We start from the raw sequence: 24,939 nt of genomic DNA on the forward strand, positions 1-24,939 counted from the left end.
GATGACCGATGTCCGATATTGAAGTCTCTTCTTTACTTAAGGAACTTCCTTTGGTTTTAGGTTTTCATCCCGCGTAACTAAGGAGCTGGCTCGTTTAATCACATGGCTTCCAAAACGGAGGCGTACCTTATCCATAGCTTGGTAGAGATTAATCATTTCGGGCGTATCTTCGAATAAATTGAGTTGTTGTACTCCATATACCAAATCACTAAATCGTACTCCAATCAAACGAATGAGCATACGTCGGTTGTAAAGCTTTTCGAATAATTCTGTGGCCGTTTTCATTAATACATGATCGAAAGCGGTATATGGAATATGTTTCTGCTGAGTATGCGTATCGAAGTTGGAATAACGAATCTTTACTGTAATACAACCCGTCATCTTTTGTTTTTTTCTCAATTGAAAAGCCAATTTTTCTACCATGGAAATCAATAAAAGGCGAAGGCGAACCACATCAATGGTGTCTTTTTGGAAAGTTCGTTCGCTACTGATGCTTTTACGCTCACTATAAGGTTCCACAGGAGTAAAATCTATGCCGTTGGCCTTTTTCCAAATCACTGCTCCAAACTTCCCCAATACCTGTTCCATCATCTCGGGTGGAATGCGACTCAAAGTCTCTATATTAGAAACCCCCATGGAACGCAATAAATGGTAGGTCTTCTTGCCAATCATGGGAATCTTACGAATGGAAAGCGGAAACATAAAAGGCTGTACCATATTTGCCGGCACTCGTAATTCGCCATTGGGCTTGGATTCGCTGGTGGCAATTTTGGCCACCGTTTTATTGATAGACAAACCAAAAGAAATAGGAAGTCCCGTTTCTTTGATAATACTTTGTCGCAACTCTTTTGTCCACTGATAAGAACCAAAAAAACGATCCATTCCACTGATATCTAAATAATGTTCATCAATACTGGCTTTTTCATAAAGAGGTGCTTTATCGGCAATCACATCGGTAACCAAACGCGAATACTTGGTATACTCATCCATATCGCCTCTTATAATCACGGCATCTTTACAAAGTCGCATGGCCATTTTCATAGGCATAGCCGAATGCACTCCAAATGCTCGTGCCTCATAGCTACAAGTACTCACCACTCCTCTATCTGACCCTCCTCCAATAATGATCGGCAAACCATTTAAAGCACTGTTTGCGAGTCGTTCTACCGAAACAAAAAAAGTATCCAAATCAAAATGGACTATGGTTCTATTATCTTGAGCTATCAGCATAAATTATCTAAAATATTTGTGTTTTAAATTATTTTATTTACTTTTGATTATTATTTAATCATTTACATGACGGTAATATAATCATTATTTTGAAAGTCGGAAGAAAGTTTAGGAAAATTGTGGGAAGTGGGATGACGGAAGTGGGATGATACAACGCTAGTGCGGATTTGTAATCCGTACGGTAACCATTACCTTTATTGCTCTTATATATGCACGGAAAACATTTCCGCGCTAGCTTTTTATAATTAAAAAAGAGTGCGTTTGCCTTGGGGAAGTGCAGTGTTAGATGTGGGATGACCAATGATCTATGCGGGATGATGGATGACTGGTACATTCTGAAATTAATACTAGTAAGAAAACTATAATATTTTTCAAGGGCTGATAAGAAAGCTTCGAGAACGAGGCTTGATTTTTCTAAAAACCAAGGAGTTTACTTATGTAAATGACTGTTTTTAGAAAAATTGTAACGAAGTTATCGGAGTTTTCTTGCAGCCACTAAGTTAAAAAAAACAAACAGAGATATGACAATATTTAGCAGCAATATTAAATTATTAAGAAAAAGAAGACGCTTTACCCAAGAGGATATTGCGCAAACATTAAACATGAAACGCTCTACCTTGAGTGGTTATGAGAACGAAGTAGCGCAGCCTAATATGTCTGCTTTGGTCAGTTTCTCTGAATATTATAATGTATCGGTGGATACTTTAATAAAAATCGATTTGGGGAGTCTTCCAGAAAATCAACTCAACCAACTAGAAAGAGGCTATGATGTTTATATTAAAGGTAGCAAATTGAGGGTTTTAGTAACTTCAGTAAGTGAGGACAACGAGGAAAATATAGAGCTGGTTCCAGAAAAAGCCAAAGCAGGTTATACCAGCGGATTTGCCGACCCAGAGTATATTAAGATACTACCCACATTTAGGCTTCCTTTCCTATCTAAGGAAAAGAAATACCGCAGTTTTCAAATCAGTGGTGATTCTATGCTTCCCATCCCCGATGGCTCTTATGTAACAGCGGAGTTTGTTCAAAACTGGACTCATATGAAAAGCAAGCAAGCCTATATCATTCTTACCATTGACGATGGTGTAGTATTTAAAGTTGTGGAAAACAAAATAGAAAATGAAGGAATGCTCAAACTCCACTCCCTCAATCCACTCTACGAACCTTATGAAATACATATTCAAGAGGTAAAAGAAGTCTGGAAATTTGTGAATTATATAAGCGGAGAGCTCCCCGATACCAACGAAATGAAAACCGAAGCTTTAGCTCAAAGTCTTAAATCTTTGCAAAAAGAGGTCCATCAGATACAAACTAAGCTACAGTTATAATATATTTGGCTTCTGATTGAGAAAACCATGAAAAAACAAAACTGGAAAATAAAACTGGGCATAGGATTAATGCTTGCATGTATTCCATTCTTTCTAATTATCCCTGTTTTCCCATTTATTGAAATAGAAAACACAACAAAAGTGTGGCTTAGTACCGCATCGCTAGTTATTGGAGAAATTTTATTTTGGGGCGGAGGACTTTTAGTGGGCAAAGAATTGTTTACCAAATACAAATCCTATTTTAATCCTAAAAATTGGTTTAAGGGTTCTAATAATAAAGATTCAGAGCTTGAAAGAAAAGAAGAAGAAAAAGAAGTATAAAGGAATCACTCCTCCATGTGGCATCGATTGTAATGGATGCCCTCGTTTTGGTAGAGAGAAAAATGGATGCGATGGAGCTGACAAAGGATGTAAGCATTGCAAAACCATATACCAATGCAACGAAAAGAAAGGAATTGACTATTGCTACCAATGTTCAAAGTTCCCATGCAGTAAGTTTAAAAAGTTTGCCAAAACTTGGGAGAAATATGGACAAGACTTGATTGTAAATCAAAGAGAGCTTAAAAGAAAAGCAGAAGGGGAAAGTGAATAATGGCTGTTGTAGTATAATCCCCTCACCCTCATATCTTTTTAACATATTAACCTAACAACATGGCTTACGATGAAAATTTAGCAGAACGAATAAGACAAGTTTTTAAACAAAAACGAATTTTCTTTACAGAAAAGAAAATGATGGGCGGACTCACATTCATGGTTGATGATAAGATGTGTGTAGGGTTAGAATCAAACAAATCGAGCAAAGCCTCAAGAATGATGGCTAGAGTTGGTGAATTTGCATATGAGGAGGCTCTTCAGAGGGAATATGCTTCAGAAATGACCTTTACAGGCCGACCCATGAAAGGGTTTATTCATGTTGATTCCTTAGGCTTAGATATGCAAGAAGATTTGGAAGAATGGATTCAACTATGTTTAGATTACAATCCTTTGGCTAAAAAGAGCCAAAAAAAGCTTAAGAAACAATAAATTAGGCCCATTACTTTTCTTAATTTTTCATGATTTCATTTGAATTAATAATAGAAAATTCTATTTTTATCCAAATTTAAAACCACTTATCATGAAATCAAGACTATTAACACTTATATTTGTAACTATTTTAATTTCAGCTTTTTCACAAGAAAAAAGGCATCAGTTTAATGCTGGATTCCAGTTAGGTCAGTACCAAAAAGACTTTGGAATAGGATTACAAGTTACCACACCATATTTCGCAAAGCAAAAAGTAGCGTTCAGATTACGAGGAAATTTAATGTTCAATGAGCATATTCACAAAAAAGAAACTACTTGGACTCCATATTCCAATTTATCTCTTGGCATAATTGGGGTTGCCGGAGAAATCAATGACAAAATAAGGTTATATGGAGAAGGTGGAGCGCTTTTTATCTTTCCTAGCACCGAATTATCCTCAGAACAAATGGAGTTTGGTGGATATGGATTATTTGGCTTTGAGTTTTTCATGAGTAATGGAAGCAATTATTTTATAGAAATTGGAGGTGTAGGAACCGGAGCTATAGCTGATAAGGTATTATACAAACCTATTTATTCTAATGGACTCATCATTAACACTGGATTTCGTTTCTTTTTCTAATTAAAAAAACGGAATTTCTTATCGAATCCTCCTCAAGAAACCTATTCTTGAAAACAATAACAAATCCGAATCGAGCTACATCTCGTATTTAATTATATTTGCCGCTTCATTTTTAAAAGAATACTATGATTTCAATTGATGGTTTGGCAGTAGAATTTGGTGGCACTACCCTATTTAAAGATATTTCGTTTGTGGTGAACGATAAAGATAGAATAGCATTAATGGGTAAGAATGGTGCTGGTAAATCTACCCTCCTCAAAATTATTGCTGGAGCTCAAACTCCAAGTCGTGGAAAGATTTCAGCGCCCAGAGATGCTGTGATTGCCTATCTTCCTCAGCATTTAATGACAGAGGATGACAGGACGGTTTTTGAGGAAGCAGCTCAAGCATTTTCTCAAGTTCAAAGTATGCAAAAGGAGTTGGACGAGTTAAACCAACAGCTAACCACTAGGACCGACTACGAATCGGAGGAATATTACGAAATCATAGAGAAAGTTTCTGATATCAGTGAGAAACTCTATAGTCAAGCTGAAATTAACTATGATGCTGAAATAGAGAAAACTTTATTAGGCTTGGGTTTTGTTCGTTCCGATTTTCAACGTCCTACCAGTGAATTTAGTGGAGGATGGCGAATGAGGATTGAGTTGGCTAAAATTCTATTACAAGACCCTGATTTAATTCTTCTGGATGAGCCTACCAATCATTTAGATATCGAATCGGTGCAATGGTTAGAAGATTTCCTCATCAATAGTGCAAAAGCAGTGATGATTATTTCTCACGATAGAATGTTTATCGACAGAATTACCACACGTACCATCGAAGTCACCATGGGAAGAATTTACGATTACAAAGTGAATTATTCTGCCTACCTGCAATTACGTCAAGAACGCAGAGAACAGCAGCAAAAACAATTTGACGAGCAACAAAAATTCATTGCAGAAACCCAAGTATTTATTGATAGATTTAGAGGAACCTACTCAAAAACACTACAAGTACAATCCAAAGTAAAAATGCTAGAGAAGCTGAAGATTGTAGAAGTTGACGAGGTAGATAATTCACATTTGAAACTTCGCTTCCCTCCTTCTCCACGTTCTGGTAACTATCCGGTAATGGCTGAAGATTTAGCCAAACACTATGGTGAACATACCGTTTTTAAAGATGCTTCTTTTAGTATTACGAGAGGAGAAAAAGTAGCTTTTGTGGGTAAAAATGGAGAAGGCAAGTCTACCTTAGTAAAAGCCATCATGAATGAGATTGAACATGATGGAAAGCTTACTATTGGCCATAATATTCATATTGGCTACTTTGCTCAAAATGAAGCTTCTAAATTAGACGAGAACAATAGCGTATTTGGCACTATTGACGATGTAGCCAAAGGTGATATCAGAAATAAGATAAAAGATATTCTGGGCGCTTTTATGTTCGGCGGTGATGATTGGGACAAAAAAGTAAAAATTCTTTCAGGAGGAGAAAAAACTCGTCTCGCTATGATTAAACTGCTCCTCGAACCCGTTAACTTACTCATACTCGATGAACCTACCAATCACTTGGATTTAAAAACCAAAGACATCCTCAAGCAAGCTTTAATGGATTATGATGGAACTTTAATCCTCGTTTCTCACGATAGAGATTTCTTAGATGGCATGGTCAGTAAGATTTACGAGTTTGGTAACAAAAGGGTAAGAGAGCATTTCGAGGGCATCCAAGAGTTTTTAGAACGTAAAAAGATGGAGCATTTGAGAGAGTTGGAAGCTGGGAAGTAGTGGAGACGGATGACAGATGTGGGATTTGGAATTCCCGTTAATTTGATGAAGGCATTATTATCCTAAAGAATTATCTATACCAATCCGCAATATTCTAATAATCGACTCTAATACTTTTCAACATTATTACATTAACGGTTAGAAACTTATAATTCTATCCGTGTCTTTTTTGATTATATTTGGGCTTATGGAGATTCTAAATCCATTAAATAAAATAAACCCCAATTTAACCCAATGAAAAAAAACTACTATTTTGTATCAATCACATTGATAATGCTATTCTCCACCTCTATTTATGGTCAATATACCAATGGAAAGAAAGCAAGTTTAAGTACTGATGGAACCATATTACTCGAAAACATCCTTTTACCAGATTACAGTGAAAAAAGCACTGCTGAAATGCTAAATGGATTCCCCTTTGGAAGTCCTGCCAATGCCAGTTTTAAAAATTTCAGAGGTGCTGCCATAGCAGATATTGATGAGGATGGCGCAGATGAAATTATCTTTGGTGCCAATAATAAACTATTCGTTCTCAAAGGAAACGGCGAAACCCTTTGGACAAAAAATGTAAGTGGTACCATTATATATCCACCTAGCATAGCTGATATGGATGATGATGGACATTTAGAGATCATTCTTAACACTGGAGGCTCGCCTAATGCTGGACGAGTTTATTTGCTCGATAAAGATGGAAATGATTTAGAAGGCTGGCCACAAAACTTTGAAGAGCATTGGATGTTTAATGCCCCAGCCATATCTGATTTGGATGGAGACAATATTATGGAAGTCATTACCTGTGAAAGAGGAAATTCAAATTATGGTATGCTTCATGTCATCAAAATAGACGGAACTCCATTTAGTGATGCTTGGCCATTAGAGCTACCTGGCAATTTAGCCTTTACTCCTTCTATAGGTGATATTGACAATAATGGAACAAAAGATATTATCATTTCAATTTCCTCTGGGTCTCTCTATGCCATTAATACAAATGGCAGCTTTATTTTTGGTTTTCCATTAATAGAGGCAGGTAAAAGCTTTTCTTATCAATCGCCAATCATCTATGACTTTGATGGTGATGAGCTTATGGAAATTGTTGGAGCTAGACATGGGGATGCTTCAGATTATTATATGGTAAAATCAAATGGATCTTATCCTTTTGGCTGGCCAATCACTAGCCCTAGTGGCTGGAGATATTCCCCACCAACTGTGGTAGATGCTGACGATGATGGTGAATATGAGATATATGTTGGACATCCAAACACCGACGGTGGCGGAGCTCCATTAGATGTTGTTTTTGGATATAATGCAGCCGGACAAATGCTAGATAACCTACCTATCAACAAAGCTGGCGGTTGCGAAGGAGTTATTTCTGTCGCTGATGTGAATAATGATGATATTATGGATCTAGTGTTTACCAGTAATATTACTGATGCTGATGGATATGGTTTTATCCATGCCTACTCACTTGATGGAAGTGGAGAAATCGAAGGATTTCCTTTAAGACCAAAAGGATTTACATTTATCAATTCTGCAGTCTTAGGTGATATTAACGGTGATGAATTATTAGACATCAGCTGCCTTTCTTATACCAATTTCACAGGCAATGATTCTGTTTTTATCACTTCTTATAATTTAAATGTTCCGTATGATGAGTCAAAAATATTGGCTAATGGATATAAAGGAAATCAACTTAGAGATGGAAATGTCAATATTCAAACCAATGTTGGAATTTCTAAAATCAATGACAATTCTTTCGATTTCACAGCCAGTCCAAACCCATCTGATGGCATGATTAACCTTCAATTAAATCAAAAAATGGAGGATGCTCAAATTTCAATAATCAACTATTTAGGAGAAATCATATATTCAACTAGAACTTCAGGTGAAAACAATATACAATTAGATATGAGCAATATAAACAATGGCTCATACCTGATTAAAATAGAGACTGACAATATGTCAATGAGTCAAAAATGGATTAAATATTAGAATCCGCATTCATAATAAAGCTCCATAACTCATTATTAGTAATGGAGCTTTTTCTATTTTATTATTTTTAATATCTCAAGGATAAACAACTCAATCCACCATCCAATTTCTGGAATTCCGACATGTCTAATTCTATGATTTCATAACCTGTTTGCCCAATGACTTCTTTAGCTTTTGGAAATCCCTTTGGTATGATTACCGTATCATTTACCCAGATGCAATTTGCGGCGTAAGACTCCCCTTGCTCAACCTCTAGAATATTAAACTTCTTAAACTCGTCCTTCTCTAAAAACTCTCCACAAGCTACTAGATAATTATTCTCCAAATAAGCTAAACCGGTTTTTAAATGTAGGACCTCTTCCAAAGAAACTAAAGAACCTGTCATCCCATATTTCTCCAGAATAGAAATCATCTGCTTTGCACCATCCTCATTTGTTCTGGCTGACAAACCTATAAAATAGTGATTCTCAACCATCATAATATCACCAGCCTCAACAGTACCCGGAGCTTGAATAAACTCAATATTCTTGTATTCATCCTTCAAAACTTCTTTCATCTCTTCAATCTCTCCCCTCCTGCTTTCGGCCCCAGGATGAGTGATTATTGCGCAATGAGGTGTACACAGGGCAACATCCTCCACAAATGTACTGTCTGGAAAGTTCTCATCAGCTTCCAAAGTAATCACTTCGAGCCCACAGCTCAAAAGAGCGTCTACATAGGCTTCATGTTGTTTTATGGCCAATTGATAATCAGGCTGACCAAGGTTAACAGAACTCAGCCCATTGATCATGCTTTTACTTGGAATTCTTACTATCGCTTTTTGAAACATACCTTCATTATTTTATGTTGGTGAAGTTATAAAATCTTAGGATAAAATGAATGTCTTTTCTACTTTTACAAAAAAAATATGCATGAATAAATACGCCATCATTAGTTTAGTTGTTATCTTTATTGTACTTATCATCTTAAAAGTCAATTTCTTTTGGTTAGCTGTTTTAGCAGTAGCTGCAGCTTATTTTGTCCGAAAACATCTACAATCAGTAAAACAAGAAAATACAAATGAGGAGATTCATAAAGAGGTAGATAAGCTAGATATGCCAAAGGAAAAGACAAACTCAATAGAGGAAGAAAACTAAACCAATATGGATTGAAAGTACCATAGAAGAGCTGTTAATACCCTGTTAAAGGAAAATATTTTTTTAATTCTTTGTAAGGAATTCATTTTCTTTACGACTACAAAGGAAAACCAAAACTATTTTTATGAAAAAAATATTTACAATTTTACTAATTATTACAGCAAGCTTACAACTATCAGCGCAGAATTTCTATTTTGAACCCAGCAATGAATTATCAAAAGTTATTGGTATTTCTAGTTCAAGTTATTTACGTTTGAATATTTTAAGAAATCCAGCTGTTGATACTGTTAGGCTCAAATACGAATTAGTCACTAATACTATCCCTGATGAATGGTACCGTTCATACTGTGATAACCATGGATGTATGTCGAGCCTTCCTGAATATGGTGAAATGTCTCCTCTATTTGATGAGTTCACAAGTTATATTGAGCTATCCTTTGATCCACTATATATAGACGGCTCTGGTGCGGTAGCCTATTATATTTATGAATCTGGTGATTATGATAATGGTCAAACCATGACTTTCAATGTTGAAACAGAAGGTTTTGTTGGAATCGAAGATCGCTTTGCTGAAAGTATATTTATAAGCCCAAATCCTTTCCAGAATTTTATTAATGTAAGCAATGACCAGGATATTCAGGAGTTAAACCTTTACGATATTACCGGCAAACAAATCCAAACAATCTCTACCATAGCTAGCACACAATATACTATGGAAACAAGTCAATTGAATAATGGTATTTATTTGCTTGAAATTATAGATATGTTTGGAAACAAAACAACTCGAAAATTGACAAAGAATTAAATTGAACTGATTTATATTACATAAAAAAAGCTCCTAAATAAGGAGCTTTTTTATGTTTAAGAACAAGCTTTATAATGGATTTGCCATTACCGCTTCTATCTCTTCAATAGTCTTTGGAATTGGTTTTCCTAAAACTCTATATCCAGTCTCTGTAACTAAAATATCATCCTCAATACGAATACCTCCAAAATCTTTATAAGTCTCTACGACATCGTAATTAATAAACTCACTTTGTTTGTTTTCAGCTTTCCATTGGTCGATTAGTGCAGGAATGAAATAACAACCTGGCTCTACTGTTAAAACAATACCAGGTTTTAGTTCTTTTCCTAATCGAAGATAGGCTGTTCCGAAATTCTTACTTCTCACAGTTTTTTCATCATAGCCTACGTTATTTTCTCCTAAACCTTCCATATCATGAACATCTAAGCCCATTTGGTGACCTAAACCATGAGGCATAAACAAAGTATGTGCTTCTGCATCAACAGCTGCTTGAGCATCCCCTTTCATGATTCCAGCTTTAATTAAACCTTCAACCAATACCCTAGCTGCTAAAAAATGTATTTCTCTATATTCTAAACCTGGTTTAATGGCTTCAATGGCCTTCATATTGGCATCGAGTACAGCTTGATAAACCGCCTTTTGGCGCTCATTGAACTTACCTCCTACTGGAACCGTTCTGGTGATATCACTTGCATAATGCATCGTGGTTTCAGCACCACCATCAGTAACCATCATTTGGCCAACTTCAATAATATTATCGTGATGATGATTATGCAAAGTCTCTCCATGCACACTTAAAATAATTGGGAAAGAAACGGGTCCTCCTTTTGCTAAGGAAATACCTTCGATGGTACCTGCAATTTCTCGTTCAACTCTACCAGCTGTAGCTGCCATTCTCATTGAAGTAGTATGCATTTCGTAGGCAATATCCACCGCTTTCTCAATTTCTGCTACTTCAACATCCTCTTTAATTTCTCTTAACTTAACAACAGCCTTAATCAAGTCTAAGGAAACATAATCGTTAACTGAAAATGGCTTCATTCCTAATAAAGAAGATAATTGTAATTTATGTTCTCCTCTATAAGGTGGAAGGAAGTGTATCTTTCGGCCTTCTTTTATGGCATCATTAAGCACTGTTTCTAAATTGGCTAATGTATTAGAGTTGGATACTCCTACCTTTGCGGATAAATCTTTAATACTTGGCTGAGGTCCCATCCATATGATATCATCAATATCTACATCATTACCAAAAATATAATCTTTATCAGCATCTACATCTATCACTCCAACCAGGTTATAAAGGTCTAAGCCAAAGAAATAAAGGAAATTACTGTCTTGACGAAAAGCATAGGTATTGGCAGGATAGTTAAAACTGGCTTCTTCATTACCAATGAATAATAATAAACCATCCTTAATTTCTGACTTCAATTTTTGACGTCTATTTATATAAGTTTCTTTATCAAATAAATGCATATGTTGTGTTTTTTTTGTTATGATGACGAAATTACAAAAAAAACAAAGTAAAGATATCTTATACCTTCCTAATTTATCCTAAAAAATGCCTATTAGAAATTATTAACTAAAGATGATGTTGAAAAGCAGCAAGCTTCTTCTTATATTTAAATAATACTTACAGCAAAAGTTAATATTGAATATTTAAACCAATTTCCATTTACTTTAACGACTGAATGTTTATGTAATTGGACTTTATATACTTTTCACATTCAATGATTAGGCTATTTAAATTTGAATTTTCATTTTTCAGATCTCGCAAACACAAAACACTTATCACCCTGTATTCCTGCCAATTAACACATGCTGTAGTAATAAAATAACATCATACTAGCCTACTGTAAAACTATTGTATGGTTTATTTTTTTTCAATTAGGAATTAATATTATCTCCTTTGTCCCTGTAAAAAAATCATGAATTAATGTTAAACAAAAACGATTAATATGAGACAAACAACTAACTCTTTAAAGAAATTAAAGCTGCTGATGATAATGTCATTGATGATGTTATCTTCATTTTCCTTTGCTCAATTTGACATATTCATTTGGACTACTGACGGCATGTTACCCATGGCAGATGTAACCGTAGTCCTTGATGGTGAAACTATCGTAACTGAAGGTGGCCCAATGGGTGGTGAGGCTGTTTTTACTAATAAAGCTCCAGGAACATATAACTATACTGCTTCTAAAGATGGATTCATCACTGTTAATGGTTCTGTTACCATTACCGATGCTAATGGCTCCGACTTTGCAGTTATGCTTCCCACTCCTGAAACCTATGATATTTACATCTGGACTAGTGATGGAATGCTGCCCATGGCAGATGTAACCGTAGTCCTTGATGGTGAAACTATCGCAACTGAAGGTGGCCCAATGGGTGGTGAGGCTGTTTTTACTAATAAAGCTCCAGGAACTTATAACTATACTGCTTCTAAAGATGGATTCATCACTGTTAATGGTTCTGTTACTATTACTGATGCTAATGGCTCCGACTTTGCAGTTATGCTTCCCACTCCTGAAACCTATGATATTTACATCTGGACTACTGATGGAATGCTGCCCATGGCAGATGTAACCGTAGTCCTTGATGGTGAAACTATCGTAACTGAAGGTGGCCCAATGGGTGGTGAGGCTGTTTTTACTAATAAAGCTCCAGGAACTTATAACTATACTGCTTCTAAAGATGGATTCATCACTGTTAATGGTTCTGTTACCATTACCGATGCTAATGGCTCCGACTTTGCAGTGATGCTTCCCACTCCTGAAACCTATGATATTTACATCTGGACTACTGATGGAATGCTGCCCATGGCAGATGTAACAGTAGTTCTTGATGGTGAAACTATCGTAACTGAAGGTGGCCCAATGGGTGGTGAGGCTGTTTTTACTAATAAAGCTCCAGGAACTTATAACTATACTGCTTCTAAAGATGGATTCATCACTGTTAATGGTTCTGTTACCATTACTGATGCTAATGGCTCCGACTTTGCAGTTATGCTTCCCACTCCTGAAACCTATGATATTTACATCTGGACTACTGATGGAATGCTGCCCATGGCAGATGTAACCGTAGTTCTTGAGGGTGAAACTATCGTAACTGAAGGTGGCCCAATGGGTGGTGAGGCTGTTTTTACTAATAAAGCTCCAGGAACATATTACTATACTGCTTCTAAAGATGGATTCATCACTGTTAATGGTTCTGTTACTATTACTGACCAAAATGGTTCTGACTTCGCTATTATGCTTCCTGCTCCTCCATCATACTATGCTTTCTTCTGGTGTTCAATTGAAGGAAGCGCTACGGGTGTTGAAGGTATTGATGTAACAATCGATGGTCTTACTGTTAGTTCTAGATTTGATGGTTTAGCACTTTTCGAAGAGCTTATTGGTGGCGATTATGATTATTCTGTTTCTTTTGACGGATATATTACTCAAACTGGTACTATTTCTATTGTGGACCAAAATGTTCAAGAATTCATAAGCCTATCTCCTGTTCCTGTATTTGATGCTTTCTTTTGGTGTTCTGTAGAAGGAAACCCAATGGGTGCTGAAGGGATAGAAATCACTATTGATGGGATAACAGTTGCTTCTGGGTTTGATGGCTTAGCTTTAGTTGAAGGATTAACTGTAGGTGATCACGATTATTCTGCTTCTTTTGATGGATATATTACACAAACCGGTACTATTTCCATTATTGACCAGAATGTTCAGGAATTCATAACTATGATTCCCGCTCCTATGTTTGATGCTTTCTTCTGGTGTTCTGTGGAAGGAAATCCGATGGGAACAGAAGGTATTGATATCACTATTGATGGTGTTACTGTAAGTTCTGGATTTGATGGTTTAGCTTTAGTTGAAGGATTAACTGTAGGTGATCACGATTATTCTGCTTCTTTTGATGGATATATTACACAAACCGGTACTATTTCCATTATTGACCAGAATGTTCAGGAATTCATATCCATGATTCCCGCTCCTATGTTTGATGCTTTCTTCTGGTGTTCTGTGGAAGGAAATCCAATGGGTGCTGAAGGTATCGAAATCACTATAGATGGTGTGACTGTTACTTCTGCATTTGATGGACTTGCTTTATTTGAAGGCCTTTCAATTGGTGACCACGATTATTCTGCTTCTTTTGATGGATATTTTACTCAAACCGGTACCATTTCTATTGTTGACCAGAATGTGGAGCAGTTTATTATTATGATTCCTGTTCCTACTAATTTTGATGCTTTCTTCTGGTGTTCTGTGGAAGGAAATCCAATGGGTGCTGAAGGTATCGAAATCACTATAGATGGTGTGACTGTTACTTCTGCATTTGATGGACTTGCTTTATTTGAAGGCCTTTCTATTGGTGAACACAATTATACAGCTTCTTTTGTTGGATATGAGACACAGACTGGTACCATTTCTATTGTTGACCAGAATGTGGAGCAGTTTATTATTATGATTCCTGTAATTAATACTTATGACATTTTCTTCTGGTGTAATGAAGCTGGTAATCCAATGGGATTAGAAAATGTAGAAGTAACTATCGATGGAGTCACTGTAATTTCAGGATTTGATGGCCTTGCACTATTTGAAGCTTATGAAGCTGGAGAATATGATTATACAGCAGTTTTAGATGGTTATGAGTCTGTTAGTGGTACAGTTTCTCTAATTGATGAAAATGTACAAGAGTTTGTAATATTGAATCCTCTATATACTGTAAACTTCACTGTTGCTGACGGTAGTACTCCCCTTGAAGGTGCTGAAATCACCATTGATGGTTTAACTATGATAACAGATGCTCAAGGTGAAACTAGTTTTGAGAACATGCTAAATGGAACCTATAACTATAGCGTAAGTATGAATGGTTATATGGCTTATGATGATGAATTTATCATAGATGGAGACGATGTATCTATAGATATTAATCTAGTTATCTCTGGCATTCAAAATCCAAACAATTGGATCATTAGCCTATATCCTAATCCATCAACTGGTCAATTCAGTATTACTGGTGCTATAAAATCTGATATTCAAATTTTCAATCAAAATGGAGAACTCATCTTGAGAAAAAAGATTGAAAATAATGACGAAACGATTTTCCTAAACGAACATGCTACTGGTTTATATCATATTATCATCAACAATGGAAACAAAGTGTTTTCAGATAAAGTATTATTGGTGAAGTAAAGTATGTATGGTGAAAAATGCCGCATGATCGAAGTAAAAAAGTCACCTACTTCTGTACACTAAGTGGAGTCGAAGGATACAAGTGATAAATACTGAATAAATAATAGTTTCACAGAATGAGAGAGGGGTCGCAAAGTGCGACTCCTTTTTTATATGCTTACATTTGAGTTAATAATTCAGTTTTCAAAAAATCAATTTCATTGGATTATACATTCGAAAAAAAAGGCTAAATTTGAATGTTTTTGAAAGCAGATTATCATATGAAAAAAATCACATACATCCTCATAATATTTACTGTTCTATTAAACTTACAGGCCATAGGAGATATAAAATCTGACAGCTTATTAATGGAATTAAAAAATGCAAGAAAGAATAAAGAAAAATCCATCCTCCTTAATAATCTCTCTCAATCCTTTAAGAACACGCATATTGATTCCGCAGTATTCTATGCCAAAGAAGGATATAACTATGCACAGGGAATCAACTATCAACTAGGAATAGCAGAGAATGCAGCCAGTTTGGGTGATTATTACGTTATTTACGATAGCCTATCAAAAGCAAGAAGTTTTTACAGTATTGCCAGCGACTATTTCCAGGACTTAGAAATGGACTTTGACTATGCACAAGTAAGCATGGTTATCGGAAATATCTTTCTTTCTCAGGGAAATCATTCAGAGGCCTTATTTTATTACCATAGAAGCCAAATAATAAGTGAAGAGTTTGATTTTATTGATATCCTGCCTCATATTTATAATAATACTGGAATTATTTATAATGATTTAGAAGAAAAAGATAAGGCCCTCTCCTATTATTTAAAAGCTTATGAGGGATTTAAAGAGATTAACCTAAAAGAGTATCTAGCACATACAGTAAGTAATATTGCCAATATCTATTACCAAGAAGGAAATGATAGTTTGGCTATGGAATACTATTCTGAGGCATTATCTATGTTCAAAGAAACCAATAACTTGGTAGATGCAGCTATTGTATTAACTGAATTGGGACAATATGAAATATTAAAGAAAAACTACCAAAAAGCTTTACATTATTATAACGAAGCCTACGATTTAATCTATCATCAAGAATCAGACTACCTAGGCCCAAGATCGAGATCCATGGTGATGATATTAGGAAACTTAGGTCGGGTTCATTTCTATTTAGGAAATAAGGAAAAAGCCAAAAAGAATTTAAAGGAATCCTTAAAAATGGCTATACAAAATCATTATGCCGATTGGATAGAAGCAAGCACATTTGAGTTATCCAAGATTTATGAAAGCGAAGGTCAGTATGCAAAAGCACTTGATTATTTCAAAACCTATGAACAATATGGAGACAGTATCCTAAACGAAAACAGCATCAAAAGAATCACTCAATTGGAAATGCAATTCGATTTCGATAAAAAAATGAAAGAAATTGAATTAGAGGATGCTATTAAAGAAGCTGAACAGCAGAGAAAAGAACTCATATATATCTTGTTAATTGGTCTAGGTATTTTTGTGGCCATTATAGCCTTTCTCCTTTTTGCCAACCAGAGAAATAAAACCGCCAAAGTAGAGCTCAAGAGATCTAACTTAAAATTGGAGCATGACAAGTTGCAACAAGAATTAGAACATAAAAATAAAGAACTGGCTACCAATGTCATGTACCTCCTTAGTAAAAATGAGTTTATTACCAACACTGCAGAAAAGCTGACTCAAGCCAAACTTAACTTCAAAAAAGAAAATCAAAAAATCATTCAAGACGTTATTCGCGATTTATTGATGAACTCCTCTAAAGACGTTTGGAAAGAATTTGAAGTCAGATTCCAGGAAGTACATTCCGATTTTTATAATAATCTAAATGAGAAATACCCAGACCTCACTCCTAATGAAAAGAAAATCTGTGCCTTTCTCAGACTCAATATGTCCACCAAAGATATTTCTGCCATCACCTATCAAAGTGTGAGAAGTATTAATATGGCGCGCTTTCGTCTTCGCAAGAAAATGGAATTAGAAACTGATGAGAATCTGGTTTCTATTTTGTCGCAGATTTAATTAAATCTCTGTTTCGAATGCTCCTCCTTTTATTTTAGTACTAGAATAAATATCTCAATACAATCAAAACGACTCCAACGCTTTATTTAACTTCTCAGGCTAGTGTCATTTCACCGGAGTATGATGTAAAATAGGTTCTTTAATTGTAAACCAGAGGAGAATTAGATTTCTAATGACACTTTAATTGATTCCAATTCTATATAAATGAATTTTCATAGGATTACACTTTGGTTTCACATCATATTTTATGGTAAAGATAAATTGAAAAGGCAGACTTTCATCTATTCTAATTTCCCAAAACCTGTTTTAAATTGTTTCTATGAGAATCTAACCATTTTCCAACAACACAACAAGTACCACTAATTATCAATATCTTAAGACTATTGTGAAACAATTATTACTCTTTTTAAATGCTTAGTAAATACTTTATAACCTCTTAAATGACAGCCGTCACCATTTCTTGTACTAATATTGCTCCATCGGAATAATACGGTAAAAGGAATTTAAAATTCTTCGATAATAAAGAAATTACAATGAATGAAAAGCATCCAAACGGAAAGCTAAAACATTTAAAGAATACACAAACAATACTTTTTTTTTGAAAAATGTCAAATTAAAACAAACAAAATGAAAAACTATCTATTAATTTTAGGATTAGCTTTATTTTTGAATCAACTATCGGCCCAAACAACTGCGGTAAACGAAAGTTTTGAAACGTGGCCTCCTTCAGATTGGAGTGAATATATGTATGAAGTTGGAGGTTGGGAAGGATCAATCCTATGGGGTTCTAACCAAGGATATGGTGGAGGAAACTGTGCCAAACATAAAATCAACAACGATGCCACTGACGATTGGTTAGTAAGTCCACAAGTAGATATCATCAGTGATAATTACGAATTAAATTTCTTCGAACAATCCACTGACTTAGTATATTACACCTATCAAGGCATCTATATTTCTACTGGAAGCGGCGATCCTGAAGATGGTGATTTTGTAGAACTTGCTGAAAGTCTTCAAGTAGAAAGTACTTGGGTAGAACATAGCATTGATTTAAGTGCATATAATGGGGAATCCATCTATATTGCTTTTGTTTATCAGGGAGCTACAGATTGTTGGACGCATTGGGATATCGATGAGGTGACCATCGCTCCTAGTGATTTAATCGATGGTGCCTTAACTGAAATACTAAATCCTGTTGGAATCAACCCTAGCCCAAGCACTGAAAATGCGACCCTTAAACTTCATAATTTTGGTTCAGATAATATAACTAGTGCCAGTATAGAATGGAGTATCAATAGTATTGCACAAACACCATATACTTTAAATGGTGTCAGTATCGCTCCAGGCGAAGAAATCAATGTAAATATAGGTTCTTATAACTTTGCTAGTTCTGGAGATTATCAAATAGATGCTACTTTGCTATTAGATGGTGATATCAACCTTCCTAATAATGAAATTACTGGAATGTATTATGTATCCGATCCTAAAGATGCCAAAATCACAAATATTAAGCCTAATGGATACTTACCCAGCGCTGGAGAACAAGAAGTAATCGTATCCTTAATAAATAATGGTGACTTTTTGATAGATGATTTTGCTATTGCATGGAGTGTAAATGAAGTTGAACAAACTTCCTACGAAGCGACTGGTTTAGGTTTAGCACCTGGTGAAGAAGCTCATATTAGCATTGGAAACTATTCTTTTGCAGATGGTATCAATAATCTATTCGCTCAAATCAACTTAAGTGCTGATGACGATCTCACTAATAATTCAATGACAAGCTATGTAGCTGTTAACATGCTATGGGAGAGCTTTGAAAGTGATATGTTCCCACCAGAAATGTGGTCAGCAGATGACTATCCTTTAAAAGACTACTTTTATCCACAACCACATGGTCCAAATTATTATGTAGCCATGACAGACAATAATATGTTTGGAGCCATTTCGGATACCCTATATACTCCCCTTCTGAATATTGAGGATGGTGATGTATTTAGCTTTTGGGTAAACAATAGCGCCTATTTCACAAATAGTGATGTGCTTATTTGGAAAGATGGAAGTACAGGTGAAGTTCATCTCATTGGTGAAATTGAATCAATATTAGAGGATTGGACTGAAGTAACTATGGATATCTCTACTGCATCTGGTATTAATTATATTGGTGTAGTAAATGAAATGCCAAGTAGTTTTGGAACCAGCTCCTATGATTTATTTACTTCTACAGCTAATGTTCATCATTTCGATAATGACTTAGGTATTAAAGGTCTTGACTTTGAATACTTAGCTAAACAAGATGAAGAGCATGTTTTTAATGTAAATTTAAGAAACTATGGACTAAATACCATTAATGGAAGCGATTACAGTGTTCAAATCATAAGTGAAGCTGGAGATATCATAGCAGAAGAAACAGGAATAAACCTAGATTCTTGGGAAGAAGCAAACATTATCGTTCCTCATACTTTTACCAGTATCACCGATATGAAAGTCTATGCTAAAATCGTTTTCAGTGCAGATGAATATCTTGAAAACAATAAATCAACAAAGCATGGTGTATATGTAGTTCCAGCTGATTATCAAGCTTATGATATTGGACAAGCCGACGATGTAAATTTAAATATCCCATTCAATACCGGTGGTGATACATGGACACTTGGATCTGATGATATTTCTCAAATTCTTTATTATGATGAAGAACTTGGTGGAACAGGTTTCCTTTATGGAATTACATTATATTATCATGAATTACACGGAGTTGGCCAAAACCTCCCCCTTGATGTTTGGATAAAACAAACCAATTTAGAGAACCTAGAAGGTGGATGGATTCCTATAGAAGAAATGCAAATGGTTTTTAATGATAGCATAGAAGTATTTCCAGGACATAATTCTGTTTATATTCCTTTTGATGAACCTATTCTAATCACCGATAATAATAATGTGGCTATTCAGTTCTATCAGTATAATCCCAGTTGGCCATCAACAGCATGTAGATTTTACGCAAGTATTATTCCTGAAGGCCCTATTCGCTCTATACGATTAAACGATGTATACGAACTCGATCCTTATGATTTACCAGATTATTTTGGAAGCCATTCTGATCATCCATTTACTACCTTCATATTCCAAAACATTAATGAGACAGGTGATCTTAATGGTATGGTCAGCAATGAATCCAGCGAAAGCATTGAAAACGCATTGATTAGCGTTATAGAAGCAAATACAGAAACTTATACCAACAGTACTGGCCATTATAACTTTGCCGATTTAGCTTATACAGATTATACTATTACAGCCGAAGCTTTAGGTTATTATGATCAATCTCAAGAAATTAGTCTTGACGCTCCAGAAGTCACAGCCGACTTTACCATGATAGCACTACCTATTATCAACATTAATGGCCAAGTATTTGGCAGCAATGCACCAAGTATCCCATTAGAAAACGTTCTAGCACAGTTAAATGGATATGAATTCCTCTCTACCAATACCAATACTGATGGGCAGTTTAATTTTGAATCTGTTTATGGTGCTCACAACTACACGCTTAGTCTTCAATTAACAGGTTATGATGAGTATATCGTAGAAATAGAAGCTTTGGAAGAAAACATTGATTTAGGAGAGATTATTTTAACTGAAAGCAAATTAATTCCTTTCAATGTATATACTGTTGCAGGTTCCAATACTGCTTCTATAGAATGGGAACAACCTATTGATGCAGAAAGCATAAAACTTCAGAACGACAATAATACAGTGAGTTATAGTTTGACTAACGAACCTTATGAGGATGTTAGACTTGGTAATTACTTCGAAAACAACGAACTCATCACCATTACATCTGTGGAGATTCAATTCGATATTTATGATAATGCCACAGACTTGGTAAGTATTGATATTTTAGATGAATATGGTGAACTTTTAATTTCAAGCGCCAGCTTTCTTACTTATAACGATACCATTTTAACAGTGGACATCCCTAACCTCTCCATTGAATCAGACTTTTATGCCATGCTACATTGGAAAGATAATGAACTAAGTACTGATGCTCTTGCAATAGATTATAGCGAATCTGTTCCAAACAGTGCCTATATTCAATATCCAAATTCCGATCCTCAGCTATTATCTGACTTCTTAGGAATGCCAGTAGTTTCTGCCTTAATTAGAGTGAATTCCTTACAAATGTCAGAAGGAAAATCAGCTAATGAAGTTGTTTCATATAATATATACAAAGGACCATCACACGAAATTCATATCGCGCCATGGGAATGGGAAGCTCTAAACGCAGAACCAATTACCGATCTTTACTTTATAGATTATAATTGGGGTTCAACAGGTTCTAATACTTTTTCTTATGCTATTGAAGCCATCTATACAGAAGGAAATTCAGAGTTTTGCTTTTCAAATTTTGTTGAAGTAATAACCGCTACTGATGATATAGAGAATATGAGCTATAGTATTTATCCTAATCCAACTAGCGATTTAATTTACTTAGAAGGATTAGAATCAGAAACTATTTTTATCTATAATCTTCAAGGAATATTATTGCATGAGCAAAAAATAGACTCCGAATTAGAGCAAATATCATTACAACATTTAAGTATTGGGGAATACTTAATTCAAATTGGGCAGAATAGAACGACTCATAAAATTATGATTCATAAATAATTCATCATGATGGCCAATACTTTAATCTAAAAACTTAAAGTATTGGCCTTTTTTTTAACAAAAGCAATATAATACTAGATAACAACACCATACAAGCTACATGAAGCTTTTTTTATCTAGCAAAAATATCAATGTAATAGTTTTGTAGCCAGCAAAAAGGGCAATAAGAACCATTAGACCTATATCATTGCAAAATCAATATTAAAAGAATGACCAGACGAAACAAAGATACAGATGAGGTTGAAATTCTGATCAAAAGAAAGAAAAACGAAAACGAAGCTTTAAGAAAAATATTAAAAAAACTTGAAGACAATCAACCAAAGAAGAAGACTAAAAATAATTCCTAAAACGAAAAGCTCATGAGAAAAACCTTTTACATTATAATTCTATTTATTCTAGGCTTTCACCAATTATTTGCCCAAACCAACCTAACTGAAGCAGGGGATTTTGAAGTTACCGATTTAGATGGAAACGACATTCACCTATTCGACTTATTAGATAATCAGGGGAAGTATGTCTTGATAGATTTCTACTTTACTACTTGTGTACCCTGTCAAGGAGCAGTACCTAAAGTAAGCGAAGCATACGAGTATTTTGGTTGTGGTGAGTTCGATATAGAATTTATAGCCATGGATTATGGAAATACAGATGAGCAATGTCATGAGTTTGATGAAGAATTCGGAGTAGCATACCCATCGGTAAGCGGAGTAGAAGGAGGAGGAACCGCCGTTTGTGAAGCTTATGGCATCCCTGTTTATCCTACTTTTGTACTTATAGCCCCCGATCATAGTATATTAGAGCAGAATATATGGCCTATTCCTACAGCGGAGTCTTTGATAGAAGTTTTAGAAGGCTATGGTATCAATCAAAACTTTTGTGCCTTAGAAGCCGACTTCATTGCTTATAATAACGATATATGTGCTGAAAACTATATGCTCTTCCATGATAGGTCTTTAGGTGAAATCACTAACTGGGAGTGGACCTTTGAAGGTGGCTACCCTCCCACTTCCAGTGAAGAAAATCCGATGATTTATTTCCCTGACCCTGGTAATTTTGATGTGAGCTTGACGGTTTCAAACGCCGATAGTGAAATTACCTATACCCAAGAAGAATTAGCCAGAGTACATAATTGTATGGGAACAGCATCCATGGCGGCATCAAACCTCACCATTTCTCCAAACCCCTCTTCTGGAATATTTCAAGTTAAATGGGCTCAAAAAGAAAGCTATGATATTACCCTAACTGACTTAAAAGGGAAAATACTTTATCAAGAATCCTCCATTCATAATAATCATAATTTAGATATTAGTCATTTAAAGAATGGAGTATATCTACTTAAACTAAACTCGATCCATCATAATGAAAAACATAAAATAATAATTAGGTAGAATTTTTCAATGGAGTGTGTATTTAACCAACATTTAAACTTTAAGTTTAATGTTGGTTTTTTAATGGGTAGATTTATACTATATTTAACCAATCCCCTTGAAGCATATAAGTTGATAATAAAAGTACTTTTAACCCTATAAAACGTATGAGGTATCCGCTATCAGTTAATGGTTCTATTAACCATTAGGAAATATTTTCAAAAACTTCGTGTGCAAAGACTTTTCTATATATAATTCTAAACCAGTTACAGGATGAACAAAACGTAAGGAGGAGGCATGCAAAAACAAGCCATTGCCTTTAGAAATCAAACCTTCTGCTCCGTATTTAAGGTCGCCAAAGATGGGGTTTCCCATTTCTGCCATATGAATGCGAAGCTGATGTCTGCGGCCAGTATGAGGACTGAGTTGGACAAGGTTAAGAAAACCGTATTTGGGAGATTCTAAACTTGATAGTACTTGATACGTAGACTTACTTACCTTATTTTCTATCTCCGATTCACAGACTCCCTCCTGATCCATTTTGCCAATGGTGACCGCATGATATATCTTCCGAACCTGACGTTCCTCAAAAAGATGATTGAGGAGGATGACCATTTTTTTGGTCTTACCAATCAACAAAACGCCGCTGGTAGGATAATCCAATCGGTGGATGGGTTCAGGAAATTCTAATGCCCCTTCTTTATTGCTTTTTGTCAAATTCGATGACAAAGTATTTTCCAAAGTCCACTTTTTATTCCCACTGACCAATATACCTGCCGGCTTGTTAACTACTGCCAAGTACTCATCCTCAAATAATACTTCTAATTTGAGATCTATAGTCGGCTTTATTTTGTGATTAGCATCCTTAAAAATTTCAATTTGTTCACCTCCTGATACATAATCAGCAGTATATGCCTGTCGACCATCAAGATGAACCAAACCATTTGTTATAGCATTTTTAAAAGCTTTGCGAGAAGATACTTGCTGGAACATTCCAGCAGGTAAATCTGAAAGCCTTAGTTTATCCTCCAACTTAGGAAGTCTTTTTGATTCAACGAGCTCAAGCATATTATACTATCCTTATCACATTTGGATCTGTAGCATGATCTAATAAAGTCCTTTTTACTCTGTCTTGCCAAAGAACTTTAAACTCCTTTACATCAGTTTCACTTGCCTGCTTCATCATGATTTTTTGCATCAATGGCATTTGTTTATCATCAGGTGGTATGGGATGATAAACCAAGTCAACAAATTCTCCATTATCTATTCTTTCAAATCGGAAAGCACCTTTAATATCAGCACCAAACTCCATTAAGGAATGACGAACAAAATTTCCGCCAATGCCTTTGAATCCACTTATTTCTGTAGCTCCAGTAATTTGTGAGAAAGTATTTGACATCACTCCCATTACTCCTTCTTCTATATCTCCTTTAATAGATATTTTGATTCCACCTCTTTGAGGCATTTCATTTTTATAAAGAGCCTTTAAAGCAGTTTGTGTTATTAAATAGGCTCCAGCCATGGTCGCACAGGAGTGTCCAGCACTTTTCACCACATCTAAATAAGAGAATTCTATAATACCCTCCTCAAAAGCACCTAAAAAATCGGATAAAGGATCGTATAATTTAATGGTTTCTACTTGATTATAAAATTCAGGATATTTCATGTTTTTGTTTTCAAAGGTAGAAAAAGCATTGATTATGTAGACCTAGTGATTTGATTTGTGATTTATTTGTGATGGAATTGCTGGAAGCATGAAGTGCGAAGCTCGGAGTTTTAAACCATGATTTTAACAAAACAG

19 protein-coding genes are annotated in these 24,939 nt (G+C 35.3%); 14 read left to right on the forward strand and 5 right to left on the reverse strand.

Going from position 1 to position 24,939, the window contains the following annotated elements; all coding sequences use genetic code 11:
• Window positions 1-36 precede the first annotated feature (36 nt).
• Window positions 37-1,230: a DNA polymerase IV gene (gene dinB, locus HNS40_RS06650; protein ID WP_216663703.1), complete on the reverse strand. Its 1,194-nt coding sequence runs from the start codon at window positions 1,228-1,230 to the stop codon at window positions 37-39.
• A gap of 521 nt (window positions 1,231-1,751) precedes the next feature.
• On the opposite strand from dinB, the gene HNS40_RS06655 reads away from it, so the two are divergent.
• The 7 genes from HNS40_RS06655 to HNS40_RS06685 all read left to right on the forward strand — a co-directional run bounded on the left by HNS40_RS06655 (window position 1,752) and on the right by HNS40_RS06685 (window position 7,952).
• Window positions 1,752-2,558, forward strand: coding sequence for a LexA family transcriptional regulator (locus HNS40_RS06655; protein WP_172278948.1), 807 nt, complete (start codon window positions 1,752-1,754; stop codon window positions 2,556-2,558).
• A 27-nt stretch (window positions 2,559-2,585) separates the two neighbouring features.
• Entirely contained in the window at window positions 2,586-2,879 is a 294-nt protein-coding gene (locus HNS40_RS06660; RefSeq protein WP_172278950.1) for a transporter suffix domain-containing protein, read from the forward strand.
• The gene (locus HNS40_RS06665) at window positions 2,848-3,150 is read left to right on the forward strand and encodes a DUF3795 domain-containing protein (RefSeq protein ID WP_216663704.1); all 303 of its coding nucleotides are present in this window, start codon (window positions 2,848-2,850) and stop codon (window positions 3,148-3,150) included. The genes HNS40_RS06660 and HNS40_RS06665 overlap by 32 nt, the downstream gene beginning before the upstream one ends.
• 59 nt (window positions 3,151-3,209) lie before the next feature.
• Window positions 3,210-3,581, forward strand: coding sequence for a TfoX/Sxy family protein (locus tag HNS40_RS06670; protein ID WP_172278952.1), 372 nt, complete (start codon window positions 3,210-3,212; stop codon window positions 3,579-3,581).
• 91 nt (window positions 3,582-3,672) lie between these two features.
• Window positions 3,673-4,200 carry a hypothetical protein gene (locus HNS40_RS06675; RefSeq protein ID WP_172278954.1) on the forward strand — a complete coding sequence of 176 codons (528 nt, stop codon included), beginning with the start codon at window positions 3,673-3,675 and terminating at the stop codon, window positions 4,198-4,200.
• A 125-nt stretch (window positions 4,201-4,325) separates the two neighbouring features.
• Complete coding sequence (locus HNS40_RS06680) at window positions 4,326-5,963, forward strand: ABC-F family ATP-binding cassette domain-containing protein (protein ID WP_172278956.1); 1,638 nt, start codon at window positions 4,326-4,328, stop codon at window positions 5,961-5,963.
• A gap of 234 nt (window positions 5,964-6,197) precedes the next feature.
• Window positions 6,198-7,952, forward strand: coding sequence for a T9SS type A sorting domain-containing protein (locus HNS40_RS06685; RefSeq protein ID WP_172278958.1), 1,755 nt, complete (start codon window positions 6,198-6,200; stop codon window positions 7,950-7,952).
• 67 nt (window positions 7,953-8,019) lie between these two features.
• On the opposite strand, the gene HNS40_RS06690 is transcribed toward HNS40_RS06685, so the two are convergent.
• Window positions 8,020-8,781, reverse strand: a complete 762-nt coding sequence (locus HNS40_RS06690) for a dimethylarginine dimethylaminohydrolase family protein (RefSeq protein ID WP_172278960.1) — start codon at window positions 8,779-8,781, stop codon at window positions 8,020-8,022.
• Between the two features lie 82 nt (window positions 8,782-8,863).
• On the opposite strand from HNS40_RS06690, the gene HNS40_RS06695 reads away from it, so the two are divergent.
• Both HNS40_RS06695 and HNS40_RS06700 read left to right on the forward strand, forming a co-directional pair.
• Entirely contained in the window at window positions 8,864-9,088 is a 225-nt protein-coding gene (locus tag HNS40_RS06695) for a hypothetical protein (protein ID WP_172278962.1), read from the forward strand.
• 124 nt (window positions 9,089-9,212) lie between these two features.
• Window positions 9,213-9,893 carry a T9SS type A sorting domain-containing protein gene (locus tag HNS40_RS06700; RefSeq protein ID WP_172278964.1) on the forward strand — a complete coding sequence of 227 codons (681 nt, stop codon included), beginning with the start codon at window positions 9,213-9,215 and terminating at the stop codon, window positions 9,891-9,893.
• A 69-nt stretch (window positions 9,894-9,962) separates the two neighbouring features.
• Here HNS40_RS06700 and HNS40_RS06705 read toward each other — a convergent pair whose 3' ends face one another.
• Window positions 9,963-11,366, reverse strand: a complete 1,404-nt coding sequence (locus HNS40_RS06705) for an aminopeptidase P family protein (protein WP_172278966.1) — start codon at window positions 11,364-11,366, stop codon at window positions 9,963-9,965.
• Between the two features lie 482 nt (window positions 11,367-11,848).
• Between HNS40_RS06705 and HNS40_RS06710 the strand changes: the two genes are divergently transcribed.
• From HNS40_RS06710 to HNS40_RS06730, 5 genes are all read left to right on the forward strand, one after another.
• A complete protein-coding gene (locus tag HNS40_RS06710) occupies window positions 11,849-15,082 on the forward strand; it encodes a T9SS type A sorting domain-containing protein (RefSeq protein ID WP_172278968.1) in 3,234 nt (1,077 codons plus the stop codon).
• Window positions 15,083-15,342: 260 nt separating this feature from the next.
• Entirely contained in the window at window positions 15,343-17,115 is a 1,773-nt protein-coding gene (locus tag HNS40_RS06715) for a tetratricopeptide repeat protein (protein WP_172278970.1), read from the forward strand.
• A 627-nt stretch (window positions 17,116-17,742) separates the two neighbouring features.
• A complete protein-coding gene (locus HNS40_RS06720) occupies window positions 17,743-21,771 on the forward strand; it encodes a T9SS-dependent choice-of-anchor J family protein (RefSeq protein WP_172278972.1) in 4,029 nt (1,342 codons plus the stop codon).
• A 209-nt stretch (window positions 21,772-21,980) separates the two neighbouring features.
• Window positions 21,981-22,118, forward strand: coding sequence for a hypothetical protein (locus HNS40_RS06725; RefSeq protein WP_172278974.1), 138 nt, complete (start codon window positions 21,981-21,983; stop codon window positions 22,116-22,118).
• A 12-nt stretch (window positions 22,119-22,130) separates the two neighbouring features.
• Window positions 22,131-23,159 (forward strand): T9SS type A sorting domain-containing protein, encoded by a 1,029-nt coding sequence (locus tag HNS40_RS06730; RefSeq protein ID WP_172278976.1) that lies wholly within the window; start codon window positions 22,131-22,133, stop codon window positions 23,157-23,159.
• Window positions 23,160-23,336: 177 nt separating this feature from the next.
• Here HNS40_RS06730 and HNS40_RS06735 read toward each other — a convergent pair whose 3' ends face one another.
• Together HNS40_RS06735 and HNS40_RS06740 are read right to left on the reverse strand one after the other, a co-directional pair.
• Window positions 23,337-24,206, reverse strand: coding sequence for an RluA family pseudouridine synthase (locus HNS40_RS06735; protein ID WP_172278978.1), 870 nt, complete (start codon window positions 24,204-24,206; stop codon window positions 23,337-23,339).
• 1 nt (window position 24,207) lies between these two features.
• Window positions 24,208-24,804, reverse strand: coding sequence for a hypothetical protein (locus tag HNS40_RS06740; protein WP_172278980.1), 597 nt, complete (start codon window positions 24,802-24,804; stop codon window positions 24,208-24,210).
• Window positions 24,805-24,939: the final 135 nt, after the last annotated feature.

The sequence above is a fragment of the Lentimicrobium sp. S6 genome, from assembly GCF_013166635.1.
Classification (GTDB): Bacteria; Bacteroidota; Bacteroidia; order Bacteroidales; family UBA12170; genus UBA12170.